The sequence below is a fragment of the Streptomyces sp. NRRL WC-3742 genome (genome assembly GCF_000720635.1).
In the GTDB taxonomy this organism is placed as follows: domain Bacteria; phylum Actinomycetota; class Actinomycetes; order Streptomycetales; family Streptomycetaceae; genus Kitasatospora.
On sequence record NZ_JOCF01000016.1, the window covers coordinates 24,838 to 48,868 of the forward strand.

25 protein-coding genes are annotated in these 24,031 nt (G+C 74.5%); 16 read left to right on the plus strand and 9 right to left on the minus strand.

Annotated features, from left to right (window positions below; all coding sequences use genetic code 11):
* Positions 1-55 precede the first annotated feature (55 nt).
* The 5 genes from IH61_RS0111830 to IH61_RS0111850 all read left to right on the plus strand — a co-directional run bounded on the left by IH61_RS0111830 (position 56) and on the right by IH61_RS0111850 (position 4,814).
* Positions 56-988 (plus strand): 3-oxoacyl-[acyl-carrier-protein] synthase III C-terminal domain-containing protein, encoded by a 933-nt coding sequence (locus IH61_RS0111830; protein WP_031068558.1) that lies wholly within the window; start codon positions 56-58, stop codon positions 986-988.
* A 68-nt stretch (positions 989-1,056) separates the two neighbouring features.
* Positions 1,057-1,347: a phosphopantetheine-binding protein gene (locus tag IH61_RS0111835; RefSeq protein ID WP_031068559.1), complete on the plus strand. Its 291-nt coding sequence runs from the start codon at positions 1,057-1,059 to the stop codon at positions 1,345-1,347.
* A gap of 4 nt (positions 1,348-1,351) precedes the next feature.
* Complete coding sequence (locus IH61_RS45825; protein ID WP_031068560.1) at positions 1,352-2,149, plus strand: hypothetical protein; 798 nt, start codon at positions 1,352-1,354, stop codon at positions 2,147-2,149.
* A complete protein-coding gene (locus tag IH61_RS45830) occupies positions 2,146-2,826 on the plus strand; it encodes a 4'-phosphopantetheinyl transferase family protein (RefSeq protein WP_051836869.1) in 681 nt (226 codons plus the stop codon). The genes IH61_RS45825 and IH61_RS45830 overlap by 4 nt, the downstream gene beginning before the upstream one ends.
* 158 nt (positions 2,827-2,984) lie before the next feature.
* The gene (locus tag IH61_RS0111850) at positions 2,985-4,814 is read left to right on the plus strand and encodes a condensation domain-containing protein (RefSeq protein ID WP_158844917.1); all 1,830 of its coding nucleotides are present in this window, start codon (positions 2,985-2,987) and stop codon (positions 4,812-4,814) included.
* Positions 4,815-4,820: 6 nt separating this feature from the next.
* Here IH61_RS0111850 and IH61_RS0111855 read toward each other — a convergent pair whose 3' ends face one another.
* Both IH61_RS0111855 and IH61_RS42825 read right to left on the minus strand, forming a co-directional pair.
* The gene (locus IH61_RS0111855; protein ID WP_158844920.1) at positions 4,821-5,498 is read right to left on the minus strand and encodes a hypothetical protein; all 678 of its coding nucleotides are present in this window, start codon (positions 5,496-5,498) and stop codon (positions 4,821-4,823) included.
* Positions 5,495-6,088, minus strand: a complete 594-nt coding sequence (locus IH61_RS42825; RefSeq protein ID WP_031068572.1) for an RNA polymerase sigma factor — start codon at positions 6,086-6,088, stop codon at positions 5,495-5,497. Before IH61_RS42825 ends, IH61_RS0111855 begins: the two co-directional genes overlap by 4 nt.
* A 201-nt stretch (positions 6,089-6,289) precedes the next feature.
* On the opposite strand from IH61_RS42825, the gene IH61_RS0111865 reads away from it, so the two are divergent.
* Positions 6,290-7,093: an SAM-dependent methyltransferase gene (locus tag IH61_RS0111865; RefSeq protein WP_031068574.1), complete on the plus strand. Its 804-nt coding sequence runs from the start codon at positions 6,290-6,292 to the stop codon at positions 7,091-7,093.
* Between the two features lie 46 nt (positions 7,094-7,139).
* Complete coding sequence (gene bla / locus IH61_RS0111870; protein WP_031068576.1) at positions 7,140-8,054, plus strand: class A beta-lactamase; 915 nt, start codon at positions 7,140-7,142, stop codon at positions 8,052-8,054.
* 55 nt (positions 8,055-8,109) lie between these two features.
* Here bla and IH61_RS0111875 read toward each other — a convergent pair whose 3' ends face one another.
* Positions 8,110-8,517 carry a carboxymuconolactone decarboxylase family protein gene (locus tag IH61_RS0111875; RefSeq protein WP_031068578.1) on the minus strand — a complete coding sequence of 136 codons (408 nt, stop codon included), beginning with the start codon at positions 8,515-8,517 and terminating at the stop codon, positions 8,110-8,112.
* The gene (locus IH61_RS0111880) at positions 8,514-9,257 is read right to left on the minus strand and encodes a dienelactone hydrolase family protein (protein WP_031068580.1); all 744 of its coding nucleotides are present in this window, start codon (positions 9,255-9,257) and stop codon (positions 8,514-8,516) included. The genes IH61_RS0111875 and IH61_RS0111880 overlap by 4 nt, the downstream gene beginning before the upstream one ends.
* Positions 9,258-9,449: 192 nt before the next feature.
* Between IH61_RS0111880 and IH61_RS0111885 the strand changes: the two genes are divergently transcribed.
* From IH61_RS0111885 to IH61_RS42830, 5 genes are all read left to right on the plus strand, one after another.
* Entirely contained in the window at positions 9,450-10,325 is an 876-nt protein-coding gene (locus IH61_RS0111885; RefSeq protein WP_031068581.1) for a helix-turn-helix transcriptional regulator, read from the plus strand.
* Positions 10,326-10,442: 117 nt separating this feature from the next.
* The gene (locus IH61_RS45835; protein ID WP_051836874.1) at positions 10,443-11,402 is read left to right on the plus strand and encodes a hypothetical protein; all 960 of its coding nucleotides are present in this window, start codon (positions 10,443-10,445) and stop codon (positions 11,400-11,402) included.
* A 50-nt stretch (positions 11,403-11,452) separates the two neighbouring features.
* Positions 11,453-12,226 (plus strand): SDR family NAD(P)-dependent oxidoreductase, encoded by a 774-nt coding sequence (locus tag IH61_RS45840; protein ID WP_051836876.1) that lies wholly within the window; start codon positions 11,453-11,455, stop codon positions 12,224-12,226.
* Positions 12,223-12,987 carry a polysaccharide deacetylase family protein gene (locus tag IH61_RS0111900; RefSeq protein WP_031068586.1) on the plus strand — a complete coding sequence of 255 codons (765 nt, stop codon included), beginning with the start codon at positions 12,223-12,225 and terminating at the stop codon, positions 12,985-12,987. The genes IH61_RS45840 and IH61_RS0111900 overlap by 4 nt, the downstream gene beginning before the upstream one ends.
* Positions 12,988-13,064: 77 nt before the next feature.
* Positions 13,065-13,670: a hypothetical protein gene (locus IH61_RS42830; protein WP_031068588.1), complete on the plus strand. Its 606-nt coding sequence runs from the start codon at positions 13,065-13,067 to the stop codon at positions 13,668-13,670.
* A 106-nt stretch (positions 13,671-13,776) separates the two neighbouring features.
* Here the strand turns inward: IH61_RS42830 and IH61_RS0111910 are convergent, their stop codons facing one another.
* From IH61_RS0111910 to IH61_RS0111920, 3 genes are all read right to left on the minus strand, one after another.
* Positions 13,777-14,856: an MGDG synthase family glycosyltransferase gene (locus IH61_RS0111910; protein ID WP_031068590.1), complete on the minus strand. Its 1,080-nt coding sequence runs from the start codon at positions 14,854-14,856 to the stop codon at positions 13,777-13,779.
* Positions 14,857-14,859: 3 nt separating this feature from the next.
* Entirely contained in the window at positions 14,860-15,807 is a 948-nt protein-coding gene (locus tag IH61_RS0111915; RefSeq protein ID WP_037972401.1) for an NAD-dependent epimerase/dehydratase family protein, read from the minus strand.
* 73 nt (positions 15,808-15,880) lie between these two features.
* Positions 15,881-17,008: a DegT/DnrJ/EryC1/StrS family aminotransferase gene (locus IH61_RS0111920; protein WP_031068594.1), complete on the minus strand. Its 1,128-nt coding sequence runs from the start codon at positions 17,006-17,008 to the stop codon at positions 15,881-15,883.
* A 316-nt stretch (positions 17,009-17,324) separates the two neighbouring features.
* Here IH61_RS0111920 and IH61_RS0111925 point away from each other — a divergent pair, with 316 nt between their 5' ends.
* The 3 genes from IH61_RS0111925 (at position 17,325) to IH61_RS0111935 (ending at position 21,644) form a co-directional block, all read left to right on the plus strand.
* Positions 17,325-19,523: an MMPL family transporter gene (locus tag IH61_RS0111925; protein ID WP_031068596.1), complete on the plus strand. Its 2,199-nt coding sequence runs from the start codon at positions 17,325-17,327 to the stop codon at positions 19,521-19,523.
* Positions 19,524-19,641: 118 nt separating this feature from the next.
* Positions 19,642-20,973 (plus strand): sensor histidine kinase, encoded by a 1,332-nt coding sequence (locus IH61_RS0111930; protein WP_078911040.1) that lies wholly within the window; start codon positions 19,642-19,644, stop codon positions 20,971-20,973.
* Positions 20,970-21,644, plus strand: coding sequence for a response regulator transcription factor (locus IH61_RS0111935; RefSeq protein ID WP_031068601.1), 675 nt, complete (start codon positions 20,970-20,972; stop codon positions 21,642-21,644). Before IH61_RS0111930 ends, IH61_RS0111935 begins: the two co-directional genes overlap by 4 nt.
* A gap of 57 nt (positions 21,645-21,701) precedes the next feature.
* Here the strand turns inward: IH61_RS0111935 and IH61_RS0111940 are convergent, their stop codons facing one another.
* Positions 21,702-22,433, minus strand: a complete 732-nt coding sequence (locus IH61_RS0111940; RefSeq protein ID WP_031068602.1) for a DUF4097 family beta strand repeat-containing protein — start codon at positions 22,431-22,433, stop codon at positions 21,702-21,704.
* A gap of 184 nt (positions 22,434-22,617) precedes the next feature.
* On the minus strand, positions 22,618-23,448 hold the full coding sequence (locus tag IH61_RS0111945) for an SAM-dependent methyltransferase (protein ID WP_420713897.1): 831 nt from the start codon (positions 23,446-23,448) through the stop codon (positions 22,618-22,620).
* Positions 23,449-23,611: 163 nt separating this feature from the next.
* On the opposite strand from IH61_RS0111945, the gene IH61_RS0111950 reads away from it, so the two are divergent.
* Positions 23,612-23,878: a metal-sensitive transcriptional regulator gene (locus IH61_RS0111950; protein WP_031068606.1), complete on the plus strand. Its 267-nt coding sequence runs from the start codon at positions 23,612-23,614 to the stop codon at positions 23,876-23,878.
* Positions 23,879-24,031: the final 153 nt, after the last annotated feature.

Genomic DNA, 24,031 nt, shown 5'->3' on the forward strand with positions numbered 1-24,031 from the left:
GTCAAGGGCCCGAGATCACTTGTGCGACCGGTCGGGCGTGGTGATACTAGCCCGCGTGACCGCACTGGAGGCAGTGGCCGTTCACCTCCCCCCGCTCTCCGTGCCGATCGAGGCGGTGGGTGAGCGCCTCGGCCTGACCCCACGTCAACTCCGACTCTTCCGCCGCTTCCACGGCCTGGACCGGCTCCGGCTGGATCCGGACGGGACGCTGCCCGACCTGCTCGAAGCCGCCCTGGACAAGCTCGGCGCACTGAACGGACGTGAACGGCACGTCCGCTACGTGATCCACGCCCGCAGCATGCCCGTCGCGGTGCCCCACCCGCTCAACCCCCTGCACGACCTGCTCGACGCCCACGGCCTCGGCCACGCGAGCGCGTTCACCGTCACCCACCACGCGTGCGCGGTGGGCCTGCTCGCCATCGACCTGGCGGGCCGCCTGCTGGCCGGAGACCCCGACCCGCAGGCCCTGGCCCTGGTCCTCGCCGGCGAGAAGACCTTCACCCGGGACGCCCAACTGGTGCCCGAGACCGGGATCTTCGCCGAGGGCGCGGCCGCCTGCCTGGTCAGTGCCGGCGGCGAGCGCCACCGGGTGCTCTCCTACGCGGTGCGCCAGCGCCCGGAGTTCGACGGCCGGCTGGCCGAGGACGCCGACCTGCTCGCCCGCTACCAGCGGGAGTACCCGGACGTCATGGTCGAGGCGATCGAGGCGGCCCTGGACGAGGCGGGCCTGCGCCTCGACGAGCTGGCCGCGATCCTGCCGCACAACGTCAACCAGGCGTCCTGGCGGATGATCGCGCGCCGGATCGGCTACCCGCTGGACAAGGTGGTGCTGGACAACGTGCTGTCGGTGGGGCACAGTTTCGCTGCGGACAGCCTCATCAACCTCCACACGGCCACCACCCGTGGGACGGTCCAGCGGGGCGAGCCCTACCTGATCGCCGCCGCCGGCGTCGGAGCGACCTTCTCCGCGATGGCCGTGCGCTGCTGACGCGCCGCCATCCACCGACCACCTCTCCGCGTCTCCCAGTTTCCCACGCAAGACGGGACGGAACCCCCATGCCAGATCCAGTGGTCCAGACCACCGACCCCGAGATGCGCGAGCGCGTCCTGCACGGCATCGGCGAGCTGCTGCCGCGCGTCCTCAAGCGCGACCTGCCCGAGATCCCCGAGAACGCCTGCCTCTTCGACGACCTCGGCCTCACCTCCGCCGGGACCATCGAGCTCATCCTGGAGCTGGAGGAGTCCCTCGACATCCAGGTCGACGTCGAGCAGATCACCGAGGACGACCTGCGCTCCGTCACCAACCTGGCCGACTACGTCGCCGGCCACCTCATCCCCGAGGACTGACCGGGTGCCCGCCCCCGGCGGCGCGGGCCTGCGGATCACCCGCGCCTCGGCCCACCGCTTCGACGGCCGCTCGGAGACCTCCCTCGACCCGGACCTTCGTGTCTTCACCTCCGACCTCGTCCGCCCGTACGGCCTGCCGCTGCGCGAGGACCTGCTGGGCGAGGGCGTCGGCCACTCCTACGAGGAACTGGCCGCCGGCCCGCTGCGCGAGGCACTGGCCGAGGACGAGCCCGTCGACCTGCTGATCCTCGCCTTCGACACCCCGGACGTGCGCCCCGGCGCACCGTCCTCCCTCGCGCTCAGCCGCTCGGTGCCGGGCTCGCCGCTGGCCTTCGCCGTCTGCGACCAGGGCTCGGCGGCCGCCTTCACCGCCCTGCGCACGGCCGCCGCCCACCACCGCACCGGCACCTGCCGGCGCGCCGTGGTCGTGCTCGCCGAACAGAGCGCCCTGCACTACGAACCGGCCGAACCCGTACCGCTGCCCCGGGAGCACGCGGTCGTGGTCCTGGTCTGCGAGGAGACGACCGCAGCGGAGATGACTGTTCGTCAGATACGTCAGATCCGTGGCCTCGACGACCCGGAGAAGACCGTCCGCGCCTGGGCCGAGGAACTCGGGCCCGAGGCCGAACTGCTCACCGGCCCCGGACTGGACGGTGCTCCCTGGCCCGGCGCCCAGCCCTTCACGGGCCTGTGGGCCCGGCTCGCCGAGCGGCTTCCCGACTGGCGGGAGCAGCGGCGGCCCGTGATGGTCGCCGGAGTCGACCGCCGCCTGGGAGTGCTGAGCGCGCTGACCCTGCCGTGACGGCCGTCGACCTCTGGCTGATCGACTGCCGCCAACCCGAGCCGGTCGTCGCCGAGTTGTGGCACTCCCTCGACGAACGGGAGCGGGATCGGGCCGCCCGTGCGAACCCGGAGGTGCGGCGCCGCCTCACCGTGACGCGCGGCGCCGTCCGGCAGCTGGTCGCGGTCCGGCTCGGCCTGCGCCCGACGGAGGTCCGCTGGCGCTACGGCCCGCACGGCAAGCCCGAGCCGGAGGGCGCGGCGGGCCTGCGGGTGAGCTGGACCGGCTCCGACGACCTCGCCGCGCTCGCCCTGGCCGAGGGGGAGCGGGCGGTCGGCGTGGACGTCGAGCGCGCGGCCGACGCCCGGGCGGCCGAACGCCTCGCCCGCCGCTGCTTCCCGCCCGAGGAGGCCCGGTTCGTCGCCGAGGGCCCGACGCCCGAGGAGCGCTCGGCGCGCTTCACCGCGCTCTGGTGCCGCCGCGAAGCCTGTGTGAAGGCGTACGGCGGGCGGCTGGCGCAGTCCTTCGCCCTGCCCGTGGCGGGCCCGTCCCCGCTCGTGCTGCCCTGCGCGGGCGCGCTCGGGCCGGGGCCGGTGCTGTTGCGCGACGTTTCCGTCCCGGGTGCCTTCCATGGGGCCCTGGCCCTGCTCGGAGCGGCGCCTGTCCATGTCAACTCGCGTAGCTGGCAAGTGAATTGACGATTCATTAGGCTGCCCTCGACTGTCCATCCCTTTGGTCTGGACCAGTAGCGGAATCCGCGATACCGTCCCCGAAAACCCCCTGCGAGACCCCCTGCGAAAACCCCTGCGAAAACCCCTGCCGAGCAGCCCCCGGCGAGCCGAAAGGCGCGTGCGACGTGACCATCCACGACGTGTCCTCCCCCGACGTGCCCGTGCCTTCGAGTCCGACTCCAGCGGTGGAGGCGATCCCTCTCGCCACCCGGCGCATCGCCGTCCGCTACGCCGCCGAGGGCAGCGGCTTCGGCCCGCTCACCCGCGGCCAGGACAACATGATCCGCTGCATCCGCGGCGGCGCCCCGGAGCAGATCAACAAGGACTCCGTCTGGCCCGTCCCGGACGACACCTCCCTCTCCGCCGGCCTCGACGCCCTGCGCCTGCTCGTCGAACGGCACGAGTCCCTGCGCACCCACTTCCCGCCCGGCCCCGGCCCGGACGGCTTCCCCGACCGCCAGGTCGTGCGGGCGAACGGCGAGTTCACCGTCACCGTGATCGAGGCCGGGGGCCGGACGGACGCCGAACTGGACGCCCTCGCCGAGGAGTCGGGCCGCCGCGACGTCGCCGTCCCGATCGACCTGGCCGCGCCGCCGCGCATCCGCTTCACCCTGCTCGCGGAAGGCGAACGGCTGCTGCGCCTGGTCGCCGTGGTCTGCCATGCCGGAGCGGACGGCGCCGCCATCGCCGTCCTGATCCAGGACTGGCTCGCCCTGGCCGCCGGCAAGGAGCTCCCGCCCGTCAGCGCCCCGACCCCGCTGGAGTTCGCGGCCGCAGAGCAGAGCCCCCAGGGCCGCCGCAAGGCCACCGCCGCCCTGCGCCGCTGGGCGCAGATCCTCTCCACCGGCCCGCAGGCGGTCTTCGCCGACTCGCGGATCACCGGGCGGGCGAGCGACCACGGCGCCCTGCTGGTCCGCTCCCGCGAGGGCGCGGACGACCTCGCCGCCGTCTGCCGCCGCACCGGCGCCAGCCCCTCGGTGGTCCTGCTCGCCGGCTTCGCGGCGCTGGTCGCCCACCGCTCGGGCCAGTCGCGGCTGGTCCTGGCCGCCCTGTCCGCCAACCGGCAGCGCGCCGCCCTGCTCGACCACGTCGGCACCCTCGCCCAGGACGCACTGATCGAGCTCGACCTCGAAGGGGCGCCGGAGGGTGAGGACGGCTCGCCGGGCTCGGCCCCCACCGACCTCGACGGCCTCATCGGCCGCACCAAGCCGACCTCGCTGGCCGCGTACTGGCACAGCACCCTGGACGCCGAGAAGGTCTGGGAGCTGGTGGAGGACACCGCCCACCTGCGCGGCGCCCGCTTCGGCCGCCAGGTGGTGGTCAACGACCTCAGCCTCACCATCCCCGCCGCCGTCGCCGACCTCCAGCCCGCCCCGGCCGTCGAGCCCGAGCTCACCGAGCTGCCCTCCCCGCCGATGCCCGTCCGGCTGATGTTCACCATCCTGCGGATCAGCGGCAGCCTCGACTTCGTGCTGGTCGCCTGCCCCCAGGTGCTCGACGCGCAGGAGAGCGACCACTTCGCGCGTGCCCTGCTCGCGGTGCTCGCCGCCGCCGCGAAGGGCCCCGTCCCGCTCGCCGAACTGCCCGGCCTGGCCGACCTGCCGCGCCCGCACCGGGTGGGCGAGTGGCACGTGATCGACGGCTGCTGGATCGACCTGGCCGCCGTACGGGCCCTCCTGCGGGAGGCGCTCGGACCGGAGGCGGAGATCCGGCTCGCCCTCGAGGACGCGGCGCTGACCGCCGAGATCACCACGCCGGACGCCTCGCTCACCCCCGGCGTCGCCCACGTGGCGGTGGTCGCCGCCCTGCCCGGCCGCGACACGGCGATGGCCCCGCACCACTACCTCATCCGCCATCGCCGCTCCGGCACCGTCGCCGAGGGCAGCGGCCGCGACCCCGAGGTGGCGGCCCGCCACGCGGCCCTCACTCGAACGGGTGAGAGCACGCCGAGCTGACGGGCTTCACCCCGGCGGCCCCTCGCGGGGCGGCTCCCACCAGCGCCCGGCCTCCGCCTGCGCCGCCAGCCCCCACGGGTTCGGCACCTCCTCCTCGTCCCCTCCCTGCACCGGCAGCCGGTCGATCACCTCCACCAGGGCGGCCGGCAGCTGCGGCGCCAGCCCGTGGTGCACCCGGGAGAGGATGTCGCGCCGTACGTCGTCCGGCAGCAGCGGCCGGCTCATCCGTAGGTCCCGCGGCCCCGGCCGGCCCCGGGCCGTCGCCAGCTGGTCCGACCAGGCGCGCCAGTAGTCGGCGTCCTCGGTCTCGCCGAGCCTGAGGTGGTACAGGTGCAGGCAGTATGCGGCGGTGCCGCTGCCCGAACCGGCCGCGAAGCGCCACCAGAACTCGGCGCCCTCCTCCCGCCCGGTCGCGTACAGCAGCGCGCCGAACACCTCCGCCCCCTCGGGGTGGATGCGGCGCTCGTTGACCAGCAGGTCCAGGCCCTGGGAGGCGTCCGGCGCGCCCAGCACCAGGGCCACCACCAGGCCGAGTTCGAAGGCCGCCTGCTCGTGCTCGGACGGCAGGTGGGCGGGCGCGGCCGTCAGCCGGGCCCGGCGCAGCGCGGCGACCCGCTCGGCGTGGGCGCGCTCGGGCCGGGGCACCCGCACCGGTGGCGGCGGCGTTCCGTGCTCGGGGGTCACGGCGCCGACTCACCGCCCCGGTCCGGGAGTTCGCAGATCCCGAGCCGCCGGGCCAGCCGCTCCCGGGCGTGCCGCAGGTTGGAGTGGACGGTGGCCACCGGGCGGCCCAGGTACGCCCCGATCACCTTGACGTTCAGCCCCAGCAGGTAGCGCAGGATCACCACGTCCCGCTGCCGGTCCGGCAGTTCGAGGATCGCCGCGTACAGCCGCACCTCGTCCGCCTCGCTGTGCAGCAGCCCGTCCGCGACCTGCTTGAACGCCCCGATCACCGCCTCGAAGGTGACGGCCTCCACGGCCACCGGCTCCGCGCCCGACGCCCAGTCCGCGATGTGCCGGTTCGCCAACCGCCAGGCGTAGGCGGCCGGTTCCTCGAAGCGCACCACCTGCGGCCAGCAGCGGGCGAGGTCCCCCTTGACGGCCTCGACCACCAGCGCGGCATCGGCCCGGCTGCCTGTCCGCGTCAACGCCGCGGCGTGCCAGGCGGGTTGGTGGGTCGCGCAGAAGGCGGCGTAGGTGAGGTCCGGCCGCGGCCCGGCCTCGCCGCCGACCGTTCCCGCCCCGCGGACGGGGGCGCTCCTGTCGATCGTCATCGCCCCATCCTCACGGCACCGGGCGCTCACTCCGGGCCGTCAAGCGAATACAGTTCGTCATCCCGTCATATGTATGCGGACACGGATCGATCGGGCCGAAACCGGCGGCCCCGAACGCGGTTGGGTGCCGTAAACCATGGGAAACAATCGATCCGTCCATGTCAGAAAGGCCGAGGGCCGAGGTCCGAGGGGGAGCGCACGATGAGCCTGTACGACGGGGTCGACCTGCGGTTGAACGTGCCGCACTCCGCCCGGATGTACGACTACTTCCTGGGCGGCTTCACCAACTTCGCCGCCGACCGCGAAGCCGCGGGCCACGCGCTCGCCGTCGCCCCCTGGCTGCGCACCGCCGCCCGCGCCAACCGCTCCTTCATGCACCGCTCCACCCGCGCCCTCGCCGAGGCCGGCATCGAGCAGTTCCTCGACATCGGCACCGGCATCCCCACCTCGCCCAACCTCCACGAGATCGCCCAGGGCGTCCAGCCGCGCGCCCGCGTCGTCTACGCCGACAACGACCCGATCGTGCTCTCCCACGCCCAGGCCCTGCTCACCGGCACACCCGAGGGCCGCACCGCCTACGTCGAGGCCGACGTCACCGACCCCGAACGCCTCCTCTCCTCCGCGGGCCTGCTCGAGACCATCGACCTCGCCCGGCCCGTCGCGCTCTCCCTCAACGCCCTGCTCCACTTCGTGCCCGACGCGCAGGGGGCCTACGGGATCGTCGAGCACTACAAGTCCGTCCTCGCCCCCGGCAGCGCCCTGGTGCTGACCCACGTCACCCCCGACTTCGCGCCCGAGGACGTCGCCCGCGTGACCGGTATCTACGAGTCCGCCGGCACCCCGGCCCAGGCCCGCACCCTCGAGGAGTTCACCCGCTTCTTCGACGGCTGGACGCTCCTGCCGCCCGGCGTCGTCCCCTGCCCCGACTGGCGCCCCGCCCCCGAGGACCGGCCGGTCACCGCCGCCGAGGCCGCGGTCTACGCGGGCGTGGCCCTGGCCCTCTGACGGAACGGTGACGAACCGTCAGACCGCGTACGGCGTCCTGATGACCATGACCTCACACCCCCAGCACACCCGACGCGCCGTCCTCGCCCTCGGCGGCGTCACGGTCGCGGCCCTGGCCGGCGCAACCGGCACCGCCCACGCGGCGGGCGGCGCGGCGGGCGGCGACACGGCCCGCCACCTCGCCGACCTGGAACGCGAACACGGCGCCCGCCTCGGCGTCCACGCCCGCAACCTGCGCACCGGCCACGTCGTACAGCACCGCGCGGGCGAACTGTTCCCGATGTGCTCGGTGTTCAAGACCGTCGCCGTCGCCGCCGTCCTGCGCGACCTCGACCGCGACGGCGAGTTCCTCGCCCGCCGCCTCCACTACACCCGCGCCGACACCGAGGCTTCCGGTGGAGCCCCCGTCACGGGCCTGCCGCAGAACCTCGCCGAGGGCATGACCGTCGCCGAACTCTGCGCCGCCGCGATCGACCACAGCGACAACGCGGCGGCCAACCTGCTGCTGCGCGAACTCGGCGGCCCCGCCGCCGTCACCCGCTTCTGCCGCTCGATCGGCGACCGCACCACCCGCCTCGACCGCTGCGAGCCCGACCTCAACTCCGCCGAACCCGACCGCACCACCGACACCACCACCCCGCGGGCCATCGCCCGCATCTACCGCCGCCTCCTCCTCGGTCACGCCCTCCCGCCCGCCAAGCGCCACCGCCTCACCACCTGGATGCTCGGCAACACCACCAGCACCCACCGCTTCCGCGAGGGCCTGCCCGCCGACTGGCGCCTCGCCGACAAGACCGGCACCGGCAGCTACGGCACCACCAACGACGTGGGGATCGCCTGGACCCCGGACGGCGCCCCCGTCGTCCTGTCCGTCCTCTCCACCAAGCCCGACCCCAAGGCCCCCAAGGACGACGCCCTGGTGGCCGAGGCGGCCGCCCTCCTGGCCGCCGCCCTCGGCTGACCCACGCCACGGGGGCGCGGATCGCCCGCGTCCCCGTACCGCGTGATCGTGGCCCCTACGGAACCGGCGCCTGCCCCACGGGCAGGAGCCCGCGGGCGGCCAGGACCTTGCGCGCGACGGCCGTCGCGGCCATGACCCGGGGGAACCCCGCGTACGGGAGGGCCTGGAGGAGGGCCTCGACGATCTCGGTCGGCCGGAGGCCGACGTCGAGGGCGGTGCCGAGGTGCGCCTCGAGTTGCGGCTCGACGCCGCCGAGGGTGATCAGGGCGCCGAGGATGACGAGTTGGCGCCGGGCGGGGTCCAGGCCGGGGCGGGCGTGGATGTCGCCGTAGGCGAACTCGACGGCGAGGCGGGAGAGGTCGGGGGCGATGTCGGCGAGGGACGCGTAGGCGTCGGTGCGGGTGCGGCCCGGCCCGCCGAGTTCGCGCTGACGGGCCAGGCCGCGTTCGTACCGCTCGTTCACCGGGCGGAGCCGTGGCGGGCGGTGAAGTCCAGCAGGCGGTGCCAGGCGTCGGTGCAGGCGTCCTGCCACTGCGCGTAGGAGTCGTCGAAGAACGAGTGCGGGGCGCCGTCGTAGACGTGCCTCTCGTGCTCCTTGCCGGCGCTGTCGAGGCGGGCGGAGAAGGCGTCGAACTCCTCCCGGGTGGTGGCCACGTCGTCCCCGGCGAGCAGCATCAGCAGGGGCGCGGACAGCTGCTCGGCGCGGTCGCCGAAGAAGCGCGGCGGCCCGTAGAAGCCGACCGCACCGGCCAGGCCGAGGCCGGCGGAGGCGAGCCGCCAGGAGTACGCGCCGCCCAGGCAGAAGCCGACGCTGAAGAGCGGACCGCCGCTCCACTCCCGCAGCTTGGCCGCGGCCGCCGCCGCGTCCGCCTCCACGTGGGCGGGCTCCAGCAGCGGCATGTGGGCGGCCCAGTCGAAGTCGGCGTCGCGGGGGCTCAGGCCCGCGCTGCGGCCGTAGAAGTCGAAGGCGAGGGTGTGGAACCCGGCTTCGGCGAAGCGCCGGGCGAGGTCCTCGTAGAAGGGGTGCAGGCCGCGCCGGTCGGGCAGCAGCAGGACGCTGCGGCCGTTGGGGACGGTCGGGGCGGCGCGGAAGGCGCTGAACTGGTTGCCGTCGGCGGCGGTGATCTCCAGCCGGCCCTCCCGCGCCACGGCGCCGGTGGTGGCGGGGGCGGCGGGCGGACGGCTGTCGGTGGTGTGGCACATGGCGGGTCTTCTCCCTGCGTCGTTGCGGACGCGTCCCAGCCTGCTGCGATCTCCGGGAGCTACCCAGGCCCCTGCCGTTCCGGGTACTGGCAGGGCCACCCTCGCCGCCGCCGCAGCTCAGGGCATGCGGGGCCGCCCCCGCAGTGCTGCCCCCGCAGCGCCGGGCACGCCGTGCCGGGCATACTGGCGGGCATGGATCTGGGGGAGTTTCTGCAGGCCCGACGGGCCCTGATCACCCCGCAGAGTGCCGGACTGCGCGGTGGCGGACGCCGCCGGGTGCCGGGCCTGCGGCGGGAGGAGCTGGCGCAGCTCGCGGGGATCAGCGTCGAGTACTACCAGCGGCTGGAGCAGGGCCGGGCGAGGCACCCCTCCGAGGAGGTGTTGGACGCGCTCGCCGAGGTGCTCCGCCTGGACGGGGTCGAGCGCGCGCACCTGCACGTCCTGGCCCGGCCCGCCCGCAGGCCCGGCACGACGGCTCCCGGCAGGACGGCTCCCGGTCCCGGCACGACGGCTCCCGACTCGCCGGCCGTCCGCCCCGAGCTGGTGCGCCTGCTGGAGCAGGTGAAGGTCCCGGCGGTGGTGATGACCGACCGCTTCGACGTCCTCGCCCTCAACCCCATCGCCAGGCGGCTGTTCGTCCCGGCGGCCGCCCTCCCGCCGGGCGCGTGGAACCTGGCGAGGTTCCTCTTCCTCGCCCCGGAGGGGCGCGAGTTCTACGTCGAGTGGGAGGAGATCGCGGCCGCCACCGTCGGCCAGCTCCGCGCGACCGCGGGCCTGCACCCCGGGGACCGCGAACTCGCCGACCTGATCGCCGAGTTGCGCACCCACAGCGCCGCCTTCGCCCGGCTCTGGTCCCGCGCCGACGTGGAGATCCGGACGTACGGGACCAAGAGCTTCCGGCACCCTGCCGTGGGGACGCTCGCCTTCACCTACGAGACCCTCGACCTCACCGGCGACGACCGCCGGCGCCTCGTCACCCTCACCCCGGTCCCGGACGGCCCGACCGAGGCCGCCCTGCAGCTGCTCGCCACCTGGGCGGAGGAACCGCTGACCCCCGCGGTCGGCTAGACCCTGTCCGGGCCTGGGCAGCCGCACCCGTGCGCCCCCACCCGTGCGCCCCCACCCCACCTGGCAGAGACTGGTGGTGCCAACCGATGCTGCCCCACACCCCGGGACGGGAGAGGCATGCTGCTGGGACTCGCCACCGCCCTGGTCGCCACCGTCTGCTTCGGCTTCGGCGCGGTCTTCCAGGCCCGCGGCGCCCGCTCCGCCCCCCGCGCGGACCGGGTGCGGGCCGGGCTGCTCGCCGCGCTCGTCCGCTCCTGGCAGTTCGTGGCGGGCACGCTGCTGGACATCCTCGGCTTCGTGCTGAGCATCGTCGCCCTGCGCAGCCTGCCTCTCTTCACGGTCCAGGCCGTCACCAACGCCAGCCTCGCCGTCACCGCGCTGGCCGCCGTCTGGATGCTCGGCGCCCGCCTGCACCGCAGCGACGTCGCGGGCATCCTCGCCGTCGTGGTCGGCCTGACGCTGCTGGCCCTCGGCTCGGGCCGGGAGGGCCGGGAGTACGCGCCCGCCGCCTTCCACTGGGCCCTGCTGGCGACCACCGTCGTGATGCTGCTGCTCACCCTGGTCCTGGCCCGCCGCGAGGGCGTCCCCGCCGCCGCGGGCCTGGGGCTGCTCGCGGGCGTGGGCTTCGGTGTCACCAGCCTCGCCGTCCGCGTCCTCGACGCCTCCGGAGTGGTCACCCTCCTCACCGACCCGGCGGCGTACGCCCTGGTCGTCGGGGGCCTCGGCGGCTACCTCGCGTACGCCCTGGCCCTGCAGCGCGGCACCGTCACCGCCGCCACCGCCGCCGGGACGGTCGCCGAGACCTTCGGCCCGGCCCTGGTCGGCGTGGCCGCACTCGGCGACGCCGCCCGCCCCGGCTACGCCTGGTGCGCCCTGACGGGCTTCGCGATCGCCGTGGGCGGCACCTTCCTCCTCTCCCGCTTCGGCGAACTCGAGGGCGAGCCCGCAGAGCCCGCAGAGCCCGCAGAGCCCGCCGAGTCCGCCGAGCCCACCGAGTCCGCCGGGCCCGCCGAAGCGCGCAGGCCCGAGCCGGCCCCGGGCCCCGGTCGCCCGGACGGCTCCGCCGTGCGAAGGTGACTTGCCGGACAAATCGGACGGCGAAGCGCCCACAGAGCGGCAGGAACGCGATGCCGGACGAACCCCAGGCCACCCCCGACGCCCGCCCGGTCGCCCTGATCACCGGGGCCTCCTCCGGCATCGGCCTCGCCACCGCCACCCGCCTGGCCGACGCCGGCTGGTGCACCCTGCTCTCCGGCACCGACCGCACCCGCCTGGACGCCCTCGCCGACCGCACCGGCGGCCGCGCCCTGCCCGAGGACCTCGCCAAACCGGACGGCCCCGCCCGCCTCGCCGAGGCCGCCCTCGCTGCCACCGGCCGGGTCGACGCCCTGGTCGCCAGCGCGGGCCTCGGCTGGCGCGGCCCGTACGAACGCACCCCCTCCGACACCCTGGACCGGATGATCGAGGTCAACCTCGCCGCCCCCCTGCGCCTGGTCCGCCTCCTGCTGCCCGGCATGCTGGAGCGCGGGCGCGGCCGGATCGTGCTCCTCGGCTCGATGGCCGGCCAGGTCGGCGTCCGCGAGGAATCCGGGTACTCGGCCACCAAGGCGGGCCTGGCGATGTTCGCCGAGAGCCTCTGGTACGAGCTGCGCGGCACCGGCGTCGGGGTGCGCATGATCCTCCCGGGCGCGGTGGACACCCCGTTCTTCGACCGGCGCGGCACCCCCTACCAGCGCGAACGCCCCCGCCCCGTCACGGCCGAGCGTGTCGCGGACGCCGTGGTCGCGAGCATCACCACCCAGCGCGACCGCCTCTTCGTGCCGCAGTGGCTGGGCCTGCCCGCCCGCATCCACGGCGCCGCCCCGGGCTTCTTCCGCCGCATGGCCTCCCGCTTCGGGTGAGCGCCCTGCCGAAGGCGGCTGCCGCTGCCGCCGCCGTCGAGTTCCTGCACCTGGCCCCGGCCGCCGTCCGCCTCCCGCCGCTGCGCCGCACCCTGGCCCGCCGCACCGCCGGCCACGGCGCCGACCCCCGGCACGTCGCCCTCACCTTCGACGACGGCCCCGACCCGGCCAGCACCCCGTACGTCCTCGACGCGCTCGACGAACTCGGCGCCCGCGCCACCTTCTTCCTCCTCGGCGCCATGCTGGAACGCGCCCCCGACCTGGGCCGGGAGCTGGTGCTGCGCGGCCACGAGGTCGCCGTGCACGGCTGGCACCACCGGCAGCAGTGGTACCCGGCCCCCGCCCGCGACGCCCGCGAGCTGCGCCGCGCCACCGAGGCCGTCACCGACCTGTGCGGCGTACGCCCGCTCTGGTACCGCCCTCCGTACGGCGTCCTGACCGCCGGGCCCGCCCTCGCCGCCCGCCGCCTGGGCCTGCGCACCGTCCTGTGGACGGCCTGGGGCCGCGACTGGACGGCCCAGGCCACCGGGGCGAGCGTCTACGCCACCGCCCGCCCGGGCCTCACCGGCGGCGCCACCCTGCTGCTCCACGACTCCGACTGCACCTCCGCCACCGGCTCCTGGCGCGCCACCCTCGCCGCCCTGCCCGCCCTCGCCGCCCACTGCCGCACCCACGGCCTGACCCTGGGCCCGCTGCGCGACCACGCCGTCCCGCCCCCGAAACGGCGCTCCGGTGAGCCGCAGCGAACTGCCGTGACCTGAGCGCCCGTTCGGGAACCGGGTGCCCGGGTGGACGCGTCGTCAGGGCCGACACCATCACCACCCGGGGGGACACCGACATGACCACCACCCGCACCTCGCGCAGACTGCGCGCCGCCGCCGTCCCGGTGGCCGCGCTGACCGTCCTGACCGCCCTCGTGGCGACGGCCTGCTCCAGCGGCTCCGACTCCAAGGCCCCGGCCGCCGCCTCCGTCGGCGCCCAGGCCACCTCCTCGGGCCCGAGCGCTCCGGCCACCCCGGACGCCACCTCCACCACCACGCCGGCCAAGCCCGGCGCCCCGACCCTCCCCTCCGTCCCGGGCACCTCCGGCGGGGGCGGCTCCCTGACGCTCAGCGGCTCGGGCGGCGGCACCTACGAGTTCGACAAGGTCGGCTGCGTCGGCGAGGCCAAGCCGGGCGGCCTCCTCACCGTCACGGGAACTCCCAGGAGCGCCAACGTGCTCGTCGCCTCGGTGATCTTCAAGGACGGCCAGGCGGAGCTGCTGCTGACCGTCAAGGGAAGCACCCGCCCGCAGCAGTGGAAGGGAAGGGCGGCCGTCGGCGAGCACGCGAGCCGCACCGGCGACAGCGCCAAGCTCACCGACTTCCCCGTCAAGGAGGAGCTGGGCGCCAACGGCACCGTCTCCGGCACCCTCACCTGCTCCGGCGCCTTCGGCCTGCACTGAGGCCCTTTCCCACACCGAGCCCCTTTCCTGCGCTGGGCGCCTTTCCCGCACTGAGCGCCCGCACCGAGCCCTCGGCCCGCACCGACTCCCTGAGGCCGGACCGGGCCTACGCCAGCCCCACCCGCTCCAGCGCCGCCCCGAACCCCGCCCGCCAGCCGTCCGGCGTGGCGCCGGGGGAGGGGGCGGGCGCCGGGCGGTCGAGCGCGGCGAGCGCACCGCGCACCACCTCCTCGGGCCGGGCGGAGGCGACGTCGGCGTGGCCGAGCTCCAGCTCGTGCTGGAGGTTGTCCCGCCCGTGCCCCTGGACGACGTCGAGCAGCAGCAGCCGCCGCCCGATCGCCCGGGCCTCGCTGCACGTGTCGCCGGAGCTGGTCACCACCAGGTCCGCCGCTGCCATCAGGGCGGGCACCCGGTCGGTGTAGCCGTAGGGGTGCAGCCGGGGCTCGCGCAGGGCGGCGGCGCGCAGCCGCCGTTCCAGCTCCCGGTTGCGCCCGGCGACGGCGAGCACGTGCGGCCCGGCCGCTGCCAGGGCGGCGGCGCAGCGGGCGAGCGGCCCGAGCCCCCAGGAGCCGGACATCAGCAGCACGCACCGCGCCCCCGTCGGCACCCCGGCCTCCGCCCGTGCCTCGGCGCGCCCGGGCGGCCGGTAGAACGGCGCGCGCAGCGGCGCGGGCAGTACGGCGATCCCGGCCTCCGGCAGGTAGCGGCGTACGGCGCAGGCGGCCACCTCGGAGGTGACCAGGAACAGGTCGGTGCCCTCCTGCACCCACAGCCGGTGGGGGGTGACGTCCGTGCAGAACACGAAGTGCCGGAAGTCCCGCCCGGGCAGGGCGTTGACGGCCGAGGTGGCGGTGGCGAACACCGACACCACCAGCTGCGGCCGCTGCCGTTGCACCAACTCCCGTAACGCGGGCACGAGTTTGGAGCGGGCGGCGGCGTCGGCCGCCAGGGCGATCCGGGCACCGGGGCGCAGTGCGGAGAAGTGGAACGCGTCGTAGACCCCGGGCAGGTCGAGCAGCCGCCGGAACACGGCCTCCCCGGCGGCGCCGGAGCGGCGGCCCAGCAGGGCCATCGCGTCGACGGTGGAGGTGGTCCAGCCGCGCTCCTCCAGGGTGTCGGCGCAGGCCCGCGCCATCACGTCGTGTCCCTGGCCGAGGGAGCCGGAGACCAGCAGGGCGTGCGGCACCGGTCAGCCCGAGGCGGAGGCGGCGTCCTGGTACCACTGGGCGTAACGCCGCACCCCCTCGGTGAAGTTGGTGCGCGGCGACCAGCCGAGCAGCCGCTTGGCCTGGGCGGAGGAGATCCGCCGGCCCGCGTAGTCGGCCTTGCGCCCGGGGATGTGCTCGATGGTGACCGGGCCGAGCAACTCGTCCACGGTGTCGGCGATGTCGCGAATGGAGATGGCGGTGGAGCCCTCCAGCGCGAAGGTCTGGTCCTCGGCGGCGGGGGACAGGGCCCGCACGTGCGCGTCCGCGAGGTCCTCGACGTAGACGAAGTTGCGGCTCTGCCGCCCGTCGCCCGCGATGGTGATGGGCCGCCCGGCGAGCGCCGCCTGTACGAACCGGGCGACGACGAGTTCGTCGCGCATCCGGGGCCCGTACGGGATGCCGAAGCGCAGGATGGTGAAGTGCTGCCCGTACAGCTCGCGGTAGCTGTGCACCAGCATCTCGGCGGCGAGCTTGGTGGCCACGTACAGGTGGCCGCTGTGCTCCAGGGCGATCGGCGCGTGCTCGTCCAGCTCCTGTTCCTCGCCGTCGAGCTGGTCGAGCTGCTGGTCGGCGAGGGCGGCGCCGTACACCCAGACGGTGCTGGCCAGGACGGTGCGGCTCAGGCCGCTGCGCCGGGCGGCCTCCAGGACGGTCTCGGTGCCGTCGATGTTGGCGCGCACCGCGCCCACCGGGTCGGCGGTGACCTGCTCGACGTCGGCCATGGCGGCGAGGTGGTAGACCACCTCGCTGCCGGCCAGCGCGGCGGTGAGGGCCGGCAGGTCGAGGACGTCGATGCGCGCGTGCTCGGCGTCGGGGTTGAGGTACTTGTCGGTGGTGTCCACCGCCAGCACCTCGTGGCCGGCCGCGATCAGGTGGTCCACGACGTGCGAGCCGATGAACCCGCATCCTCCGGTGACGGCTATCCGCACGGCCCCGCTCCCTTCATCCGACTCATCCGACTCATCCGTCCCAGCCGTCTCATTCGTTTCATCCTTCAGCTGTTCAGGTCCCGGCGAGGCGCCGGTGCACCGTCGAGACGGCCTCGATCACCTGCTCCGTCTCGTCCTCGGTCATGTCCGAGTGCACCGGCAGGCAGATCTGCCGGGCGCACACGTCCTCCGCCACCGGCAGCGGCCCGCGCCGGTACGGCTCCAGCACCGGCTGCAGGTGAAGCGGCAGGTCGTACACCTCGCCCGACAGCCGCACCCCGAACTCCTCGGCCACCGCCCGCTTGAACGCCGCCCGGTCCGTGCCGCGCGGCAGCAGGGCCACGTACTTGTAGTAGTTGCCGCGGCTTCCGGCCGGCTCGGTCAGCGGCTCCAGCCCGTCGAGGCCGGCCAGCGCGTCGTCGTAGCGGCGGGCGACGGCCCGGCGGGTCTCGATGAACTCCTTGAGCCGGCGCAGGTGCACCGTGCCGGTGGCCGCGTGCAGCTCGCTCATCCGCCAGGCGTGGCCGAGCTGCACGTGGTGGTTGGTGGTGAAGGAGCCCTTGCCCTGGTCGCGGTAGATCCGGGCCTCGTCGCGCAGCTCCGGCGACTCGGTGAGGATCATGCCGCCCTCGCCGCTGGTGGTGACCTTGGTCGGGTAGAAGGAGAACGCCCCGGCCAGGCCGAAGGTCCCGGCGCTGCGCCCGTCGAAGCTGCTGCCGTGCGCGTGCGCGGCGTCCTCGACCAGCGGCACGCCGCGCCCGTCGCACAGCGCCCGCAGCTCGTCCACCCGCGGGGTGATCATCCCGCCGACGTGCACCAGCACCACGGCGGCGGTGTCCGGGGTCAGGGCGGCGGCCAGCGTCTCGGGGGACAGGGCCAGGGTGGCCGGGTCGACGTCGGCGAACACCGGCCGCCCGCCCGCGTGGACGACGGCGCCGGCGGTCGCGTAGAAGGTCACGGCCGGCACCACCACGTCCCTGCCGCGCACGTCGACGGTGCGCAGGATCACCTCCAGCGCCGCCGTCCCGCTGGCGACCGCCACGGCGTGCGAGGCGCCGTGCTCGGCCGCGAACGCCTGCTCGAAGCGCTCCGTCCACGGGCCGAGGGTGAGGGCGCCGGTGGCGAGCATCTCCGTCACCGCCTCGGCGACGGCCGCGCGGTCGCTCTCGTCGAACACGATGCGGGCGGCTGGAACGCCCATGGGACACCTCCGGCGGCGGGCTGGGGTCAGCACCGATCGGGGTCAGGTCGTACCGAGCGTCGAGGAGACGGTCGGGCCAGGCACATCACGCTACTTCGCGGGGCCCGCCGCGGCCCGCCGCACCGCCCGCACGGGTGACGGCGCCGGTCGTACTGCGTCCGCAGTACGCGTACGGCCTGCACAGGGACGACGACGGGGGAGGGGTCGGCGATCAACGATGGGACATGCTGCGGGCGGACCGCGCCGGAACCGGCGTGCGGGCCGCTCGCCGCGCGTTCCGAGACCGTGCACCGAACCCGAAGGAGGCCGCACTTCCGTGGCCACGTTCCTGTACCGAGTGGGCCGATGGGCCTTCGCCCGGCGCAAGCTGGTGACCCTGCTGTGGGTCGCCGTGCTGGCCGTCTGCGGAGTCCTCGCCGCCAAGGCACCCGCGGCGCCCGACGACGGCTTCGCGATGCCCGGCACGGAGGCGCAGAAGGCGTTCGATCTGATGAACGAGCGCTTCCCCGGCGGCCACGCGGACGGTGCCTCGGCCCGCCTGGTGTTCGTCGCGCCGAACGGTCAGAAGATCACCGCCGAGCCGAACAAGAAGGCCGTCGAGGCCACCGTCGCCGAACTGGCCCACGCCGAGGAGGTCACCGGCGCGGTCGACCCGTTCCAGGCGCACGCCGTCTCCCAGGACGGCACCACCGCGTACGCGACGGTCAGCTACTCGGTGAAGGCCGGCAAGCTGTCCGACGGCGCCACCACCGCCCTGGAGCAGGCCGCCCAGCACGGCCGCGACGCCGGACTGAAGGTCGAGGTCGGCGGCACCGCGCTGATGGCCAAGCCCGAGGCGGGCGGCAGCAGCGAGGCGATCGGCATGGCGCTGTCCGCCGTCGTCCTGGTGATCACCTTCGGCTCGCTGGTCGCCGCGGGCCTGCCGCTGCTCACCGCGATCGTCGGCGTGGGCCTGGGCATGTCGCTGATCGCCGCGCTCGGCAGCACCCTGGGCCTGTCCACCACGACGGGCACGCTGGCGATGATGCTGGGCCTGGCGGTCGGCATCGACTACGCGGTCTTCATCGTCTCCCGTTACCGCGCCGAACTCGCCGAGGGCCGCACGCCCCAGGAGGCGGCCGGACGGGCCGTGGGCACCGCGGGCTCGGCGGTGGTCTTCGCCGGCCTCACCGTGGTCATCGCCCTGGCCGGGCTCTCCGTGGTCGGCATCCCGATGCTCGCCAAGATGGGCATGGCCGCCGCCGGCACCGTCGTCATCGCCGTGCTGGTCGCGCTCACCCTGGTGCCCGCCCTGCTCGGCTTCATCGGCCGCAAGGTGCTGCCGCGCAAGGTCCGCAAGGCCCCCGAGGGCGCGGCCCCGCGCACCGGCGACAACGGCGGCTCCCGCTGGGCCCGGTTCGTGCTGCGCCGCCCCCTCGCCGTGCTGCTCGGCGGTGTGATCGGGCTCGGCGTGCTCGCCGCCCCCGCCCTGGACCTGAACCTGGGCCTGCCCGGCGACGAGTCCAAGCCCACCTCCACCACCCAGCGCCGCGCCTACGACCAGCTCTCCGAGGGCTTCGGCCCCGGCTTCAACGGCCCGCTGACCGTCCTGGTGGACGTCAAGGGCACCGCCGACCCGAAGGGCGCCGCGAACGAGGTCGTCAAGGCCGTCTCCTCGGTGCCCGGGGTGGACAGGGTGTCGCCGCCGGTGTTCAACAAGGCGGGGGACACCGCCCTGGTCAACGCGATCCCGGCGACCGGTCCGAGCGACGCGAGGACCAAGGACCTGGTGCACACCATCCGCGGCAAGGCGGCCGACCTGAAGACCGCCACCGGCGCGACCGTCCTGGTCAGCGGCACCACCGCGATGAACATCGACGTCTCGCAGAAGCTCAGCGACGCGCTGCTGCCCTACCTGGCGGTGGTGGTCGGCCTGGCCGTCCTGCTGCTGCTCGTCGTCTTCCGCTCGGTGCTCGTCCCCCTGAAGGCGGCCCTCGGCTTCCTCCTCTCGGTGGCCGCCGCGCTGGGCGCCGTCGTCGCGGTGTTCCAGTGGGGCTGGCTGGCCGACCTGATCGGCGTCGAGCAGACCGGCCCGGTGATGAGCATGATGCCGATCTTCATGATCGGCGTGGTCTTCGGCCTCGCCATGGACTACGAGGTGTTCCTCGTCACCCGCATCCGCGAGGGCTTCGTGCACGGCGAGAGCCCGCACGAGGCGATCGTCACCGGCTTCCGGCACAACGCCCGGGTGGTCACCGCCGCCGCGTTCATCATGATCGCCGTCTTCGCGGGCTTCATCGGGATGAGCGAGCCCATGATCAAGATGATGGGTCTGGGCCTGGCCGCCGCCGTCGCCTTCGACGCCTTCGTCGTCCGGATGACGATCGTCCCGGCCGTGCTCGCCCTGCTCGGCCGCCGCGCCTGGTGGATGCCGCGCTGGCTCGACCGGATCGTCCCGGACGTGGACGTCGAGGGCAGCAAGCTCCACACCGCCGCCCCCGAGGCGGCCCCGGAGCGGGAGCCGGTCACCGTCTGACCGGCCCCGGACCGTTTACCGTTGCAAGTCGGGGGCCGTTCCGTCCGGGACGGCCCCCGCGGAGCATCGGACGCGTAGACCAATGGACGCGCAGATCACTCGGACGCGGAGCACCACCATGAGCGACACCTGGCAGCGACTGCGCCGCGACCACCCCCGGCTGCTCGACGTCCTGGGCGGCGCGTTGCTGATCGTCATCACCGGGCTCGGCGCCACCGTCGACCAGTACGGCGGGAACTGGGTCATGCCCGGCGTGAGTACCGTCGCCGTCGCCACCGTCTCCGCCCTCGCCGTCTTCCTCCACCGCCGCCACCCCTACGCCGTCGTCGCCGTCACCCTCGGCTGCACGATGGCCCTCAGCGTGATCAGCCCCCGGCTCACCCCCATGCTGGCGACCCCGCTGCTGCTGGCCCTCTACTTCTTCGCGGTGCGCACCGACCGCGCCACCGCCTTCCGCGCCTCCGTCGCCACGGCCGTCCTGCTCACCGGCATGACGCTGGCCTTCGGCCCCGGCGGTCCGATCGGCGAGCGCATCGGCGTCCTCGCCTGGGCCCTGCTGCCCGGCGCCCTCGGCGACTCCATCCGCAACCGCCGAGTCCAGCTCGCCGCGATCCGGGAACGCGCCGAACGCGCCGAGGCCACCCGCGAGGAGGAGGCCCGCCGCCGCGTCGCCGACGAGCGCATCCGCATCGCCCGCGACCTGCACGACGTCGTCGCCCACCACATCGCCCTGGCCAACGCCCAGGCGGGCATCGCCGTCCACCTCATGGACCGCCACCCCGCCCAGGCCCGCGAGGTGCTCAGCCACATCACCGAGGCCACCGGCTCCGCCCTCCAGGAGCTGCGCGCCACCGTCGGACTGCTGCGCCGCGCCGAGGAGCCCGCCCCGCTGGAGCCGGCCCCCGGCCTCGACCAGCTGCCCGAGCTGATCCACAGCTTCGAACGGGCGGGCCTGCCCGTGCGGCTCACCGTCGAGGGCGAGGCCCGCCCGCTCTCCCCGGGCGTGGACCTCACGGCCTTCCGGATCGTCCAGGAGTCGCTGACCAACGTCGCCAAGCACGCCAGCGGCGCCGACGCCGAGATCACCCTCGCCTACAGCGGCAGCCGGGTCGCGCTCAGCGTCGCCAACGGCCGCCCCGCCCCCGCGGGCCGCCACCGCCCCGGCGCGCTGTCCCAGCCCGGGCCCGGGGAGGTCGGATTCGGGGAGGGCGGCTTCGGGCTGATCGGCATGCGCGAGCGGGCCGGCGCGGTCGGCGGGCGCCTCACCGCCGACCCCCGCCCGGACGGCGGGTTCCTGGTCACGGCCGAACTGCCGCTGCGCACCGGCAGCCGCGACGGCGCCCCCGCCCTGGCCGACCACCGGGCCGCACGAGACGCACGAGACGGCCGAGACGCACGAGACGTACGAGACGTACGAGACGTACGAGACGACAAGGACCATCGCGCATGACCATCCGCGTACTGCTCGCCGACGACCAGGCCCTACTGCGCGGCGCCTTCCGGGTGCTGATCGACGCCGAGGACGACATGGAGGTCGTCGGCGAGGCCGCGGACGGCCGCGAGGCGGTCGAACTCGCCCGCGCCACCAGGCCCGACCTCGTCCTGATGGACATCCGCATGCCCGGCGCCGACGGACTCGGCGCCACCGCCGCCATCTGCGGCGACGAGGAGCTCTCCGGCACCAGGGTGCTGATCCTCACCACCTTCGAGATCGACGAGTACGTGGCCCAGGCCCTGCGCGCGGGCGCCGGCGGCTTCCTCGGCAAGGGCGCGGCCCCGGAGGAACTCCTCGCCGCCGTACGCACGGTGGCGGCCGGCGACGCACTGCTGTCGCCGGCCGCCACCCGCGCCGTCATCGACCAGTTCCTCGCCCAGCCCGACCTCGCCGCCGCGGCCCCGGCGGAGCGCCTCGCCGTCCTCACGGCCCGCGAGCGCGAGGTCATGTCGATGGCCGCCACCGGCCTGACCAACGAGGAGATCGCCGAGCGGATGTTCGTGAGCCCCTTCACGGTGCGCACCCACATCCACCGGGCGATGTCCAAGCTCGACGCGCGCGACCGGGCCCAACTGGTGGCCATCGCCTACCAGTCGGGCCTCGTCCCGCCGGGCCGCCCGGCCTGAGGCTCGGGCCCGTCCTCGAACTCCCGCCTGCGGGGCGACTCCGGGGCCCGAGGAGCCTCAGCCGGACTTGACGGTGACGTCGCCGATGTTCGAGCCGATGTCGATCTTGAACTTGGCGTTCGCGTCGTTGGTCACCCCGACGTGCTTCTCGCCGATGTCCGTCCCGGCGCTCACCTTGTAGGAGCCGGCCGGCACGACGACGGTGACGTCGCCGTTGTCGGTGTTCGCCTTGACGTTCTGGGCCTTGCCCGGGGTGAGCTTGATCCCGCCGTTGTCGGTCTTGGCCGTGGTGTGGTCGCCCTTGAGCGTGGTGCCCTTGATGTCGCCGTTGCTGGTGCGCACCTCGACCGCGCCCGCGTCCTCCACCGAGATGTCGCCGTGGTCGGTCTTGACGTTCACGTCCCCGACCTGGGTGAGCTTGATCCCGCCCGCGGACCCGGACCCCGTGACCGGCAGCCCCGGAGGCAGCTCGACGGTGTAGTCCACCGCGCACAGGTGCCCGCAACCGCCCAGCACCAGCACCCCGTTCTCCACCCGGGTGGAGCCGCCCGGCTTGTCGTTGTGGTAGGCGACCTTGCGATGGACGGACGCCTTGTCGGTGCCGGACTTGCCGTGGACGGTCAGGTCCCCGGCGGAGTTGTCGAGCCGGACGGCGGTGATCTTCTCGGACACCGTGGCGTCGTCGCTGAAGGTCTTCTCCGTGACGGAGGTCGGGTCGCAGGCACTGATCAGCCCGGTGGCCAGAACTGCGACGACGACGATCCCCGTGTAACGACGGTGGTGACGCATGACGGTTACCCCCCACTAGCTGCTGCGTGGTCCCTGTGGACTCCCCGTGGGACGACCCCGTACCCGGGGCCGTCCCCTCGACGCTATCCGCGGGAGGGAGGCCGGGGCGGTGGTAAAAACCCCCCAATGTGTCGTCCACCTGGGACTACCACGGACCACGGCCCGCGCACCACCACGTGGGGAACTACGGCTTGCGCGCCACCGCGCCGTACATGCTCACCCGCTCCGCACCCGGCGCCGGGGGAGCGTCGGGGCGCCACAGCGGGACGGTGACCACGCCGGGCTCCAGCAGCTCCAGCCCGTCGAAGAAGGCCCGGACCTCCTCCCGGCTGCGCCCGACCAGCGGCGCGGTGGCCCGGTCGTACACGCCGGTGACGCGGTCGCGCACCGAGGCCGGGATGAAGTCGGCGGTGCCGTGCGAGAGCACCACGTGGCTGCCGGAGGGCAGCGCCTCCAGCAGGGTGGCCAGCGCCCGGTACGGCTCGTCCTCCTCGCGCAGGAAGTGCAGCACGGCGGCCAGCACGAGGGCGACGGGCCGCTCGAAGTCGAGCACCCGCTCGGCCCGCACGGCCTTCAGCAGCGCGGCCGGCTCGCGCAGGTCGGCCTGGAGGACGGTGCTGCGCCCGGGGCCGGCGCCGGCCATCAGGGCGCGGGCGTGGCTGAGCACGATCGGGTCGTTGTCCACGTAGACGACCCTGGCGGTGGGGATCACGGACCGGGCGATCTGGTGGGTGTTCCCGGCGGTGGGGATGCCCGTGCCGATGTCGAGGAACTGGTCGAGGCCGAGTCCGGCGACGAAGCCCACCGCGCGGGTGAGGAAGCCCCGGTTGGCGCGGGCGGTCGAGCGGAACTCGGGGTTGGCCGCGAGGGCCTTCTCGGCGGCGGCTCGGTCGGCGGGAAAGTTGTCCTTGCCGCCGAGGTAGTAGTCGTACATCCGCGCCGGGTGCGGGACGTCGGGCCGCAGGTCGGCCGGGATGCCGGCCTCGCCGGGCTCCCACATGGTCTCGTATCCCACGGTCGTAGTCCCCTCCACCTGCGGCCCGGAATTCGCAAACAGCTCATCTGATGATCGACTTGCCATGTGCTCGGCACACAGCCTAGGGCCCAGCGCGCCGGGGAATGAATACCCCGCCCGGTACACTTGTCCTCTGAAAGACGAACGTGAAAGGCGGCCCGGCATGCAGGTGGACGAGGAGGCGGTCGGCGCGGTCCTGAACCGACTGCGCCGCGCACAGGGCCAGTTGGCCGGAGTCATCGCCATGATCGAGGCGGGTCGCGACTGCAAGGACGTGGTCACCCAGCTCGCCGCGGTCTCCCGCGCCCTGGACCGGGCGGGCTTCAAGATCGTCGCCAGCGGGATGCGCCAGTGCATGGCCGCCTCGGACGGGGACGCCCCGCCGATGAGCGAGGCCGAGCTGGAGAAGCTGTTCCTCGCCCTGGCCTGAGGCTCGACGCCTGAGCTCGACGTCTGAGCTCGACGTCTGAGCTCGACGCCTGACGCCCGACCCGAGCAGTTCGCGAACCGCCCGACGCTGCGTCACGCGTCGTTCACGCGCCGGTCGCTGGTCTTCGGATGAATGAGGCCGCCCGCAGTTGTA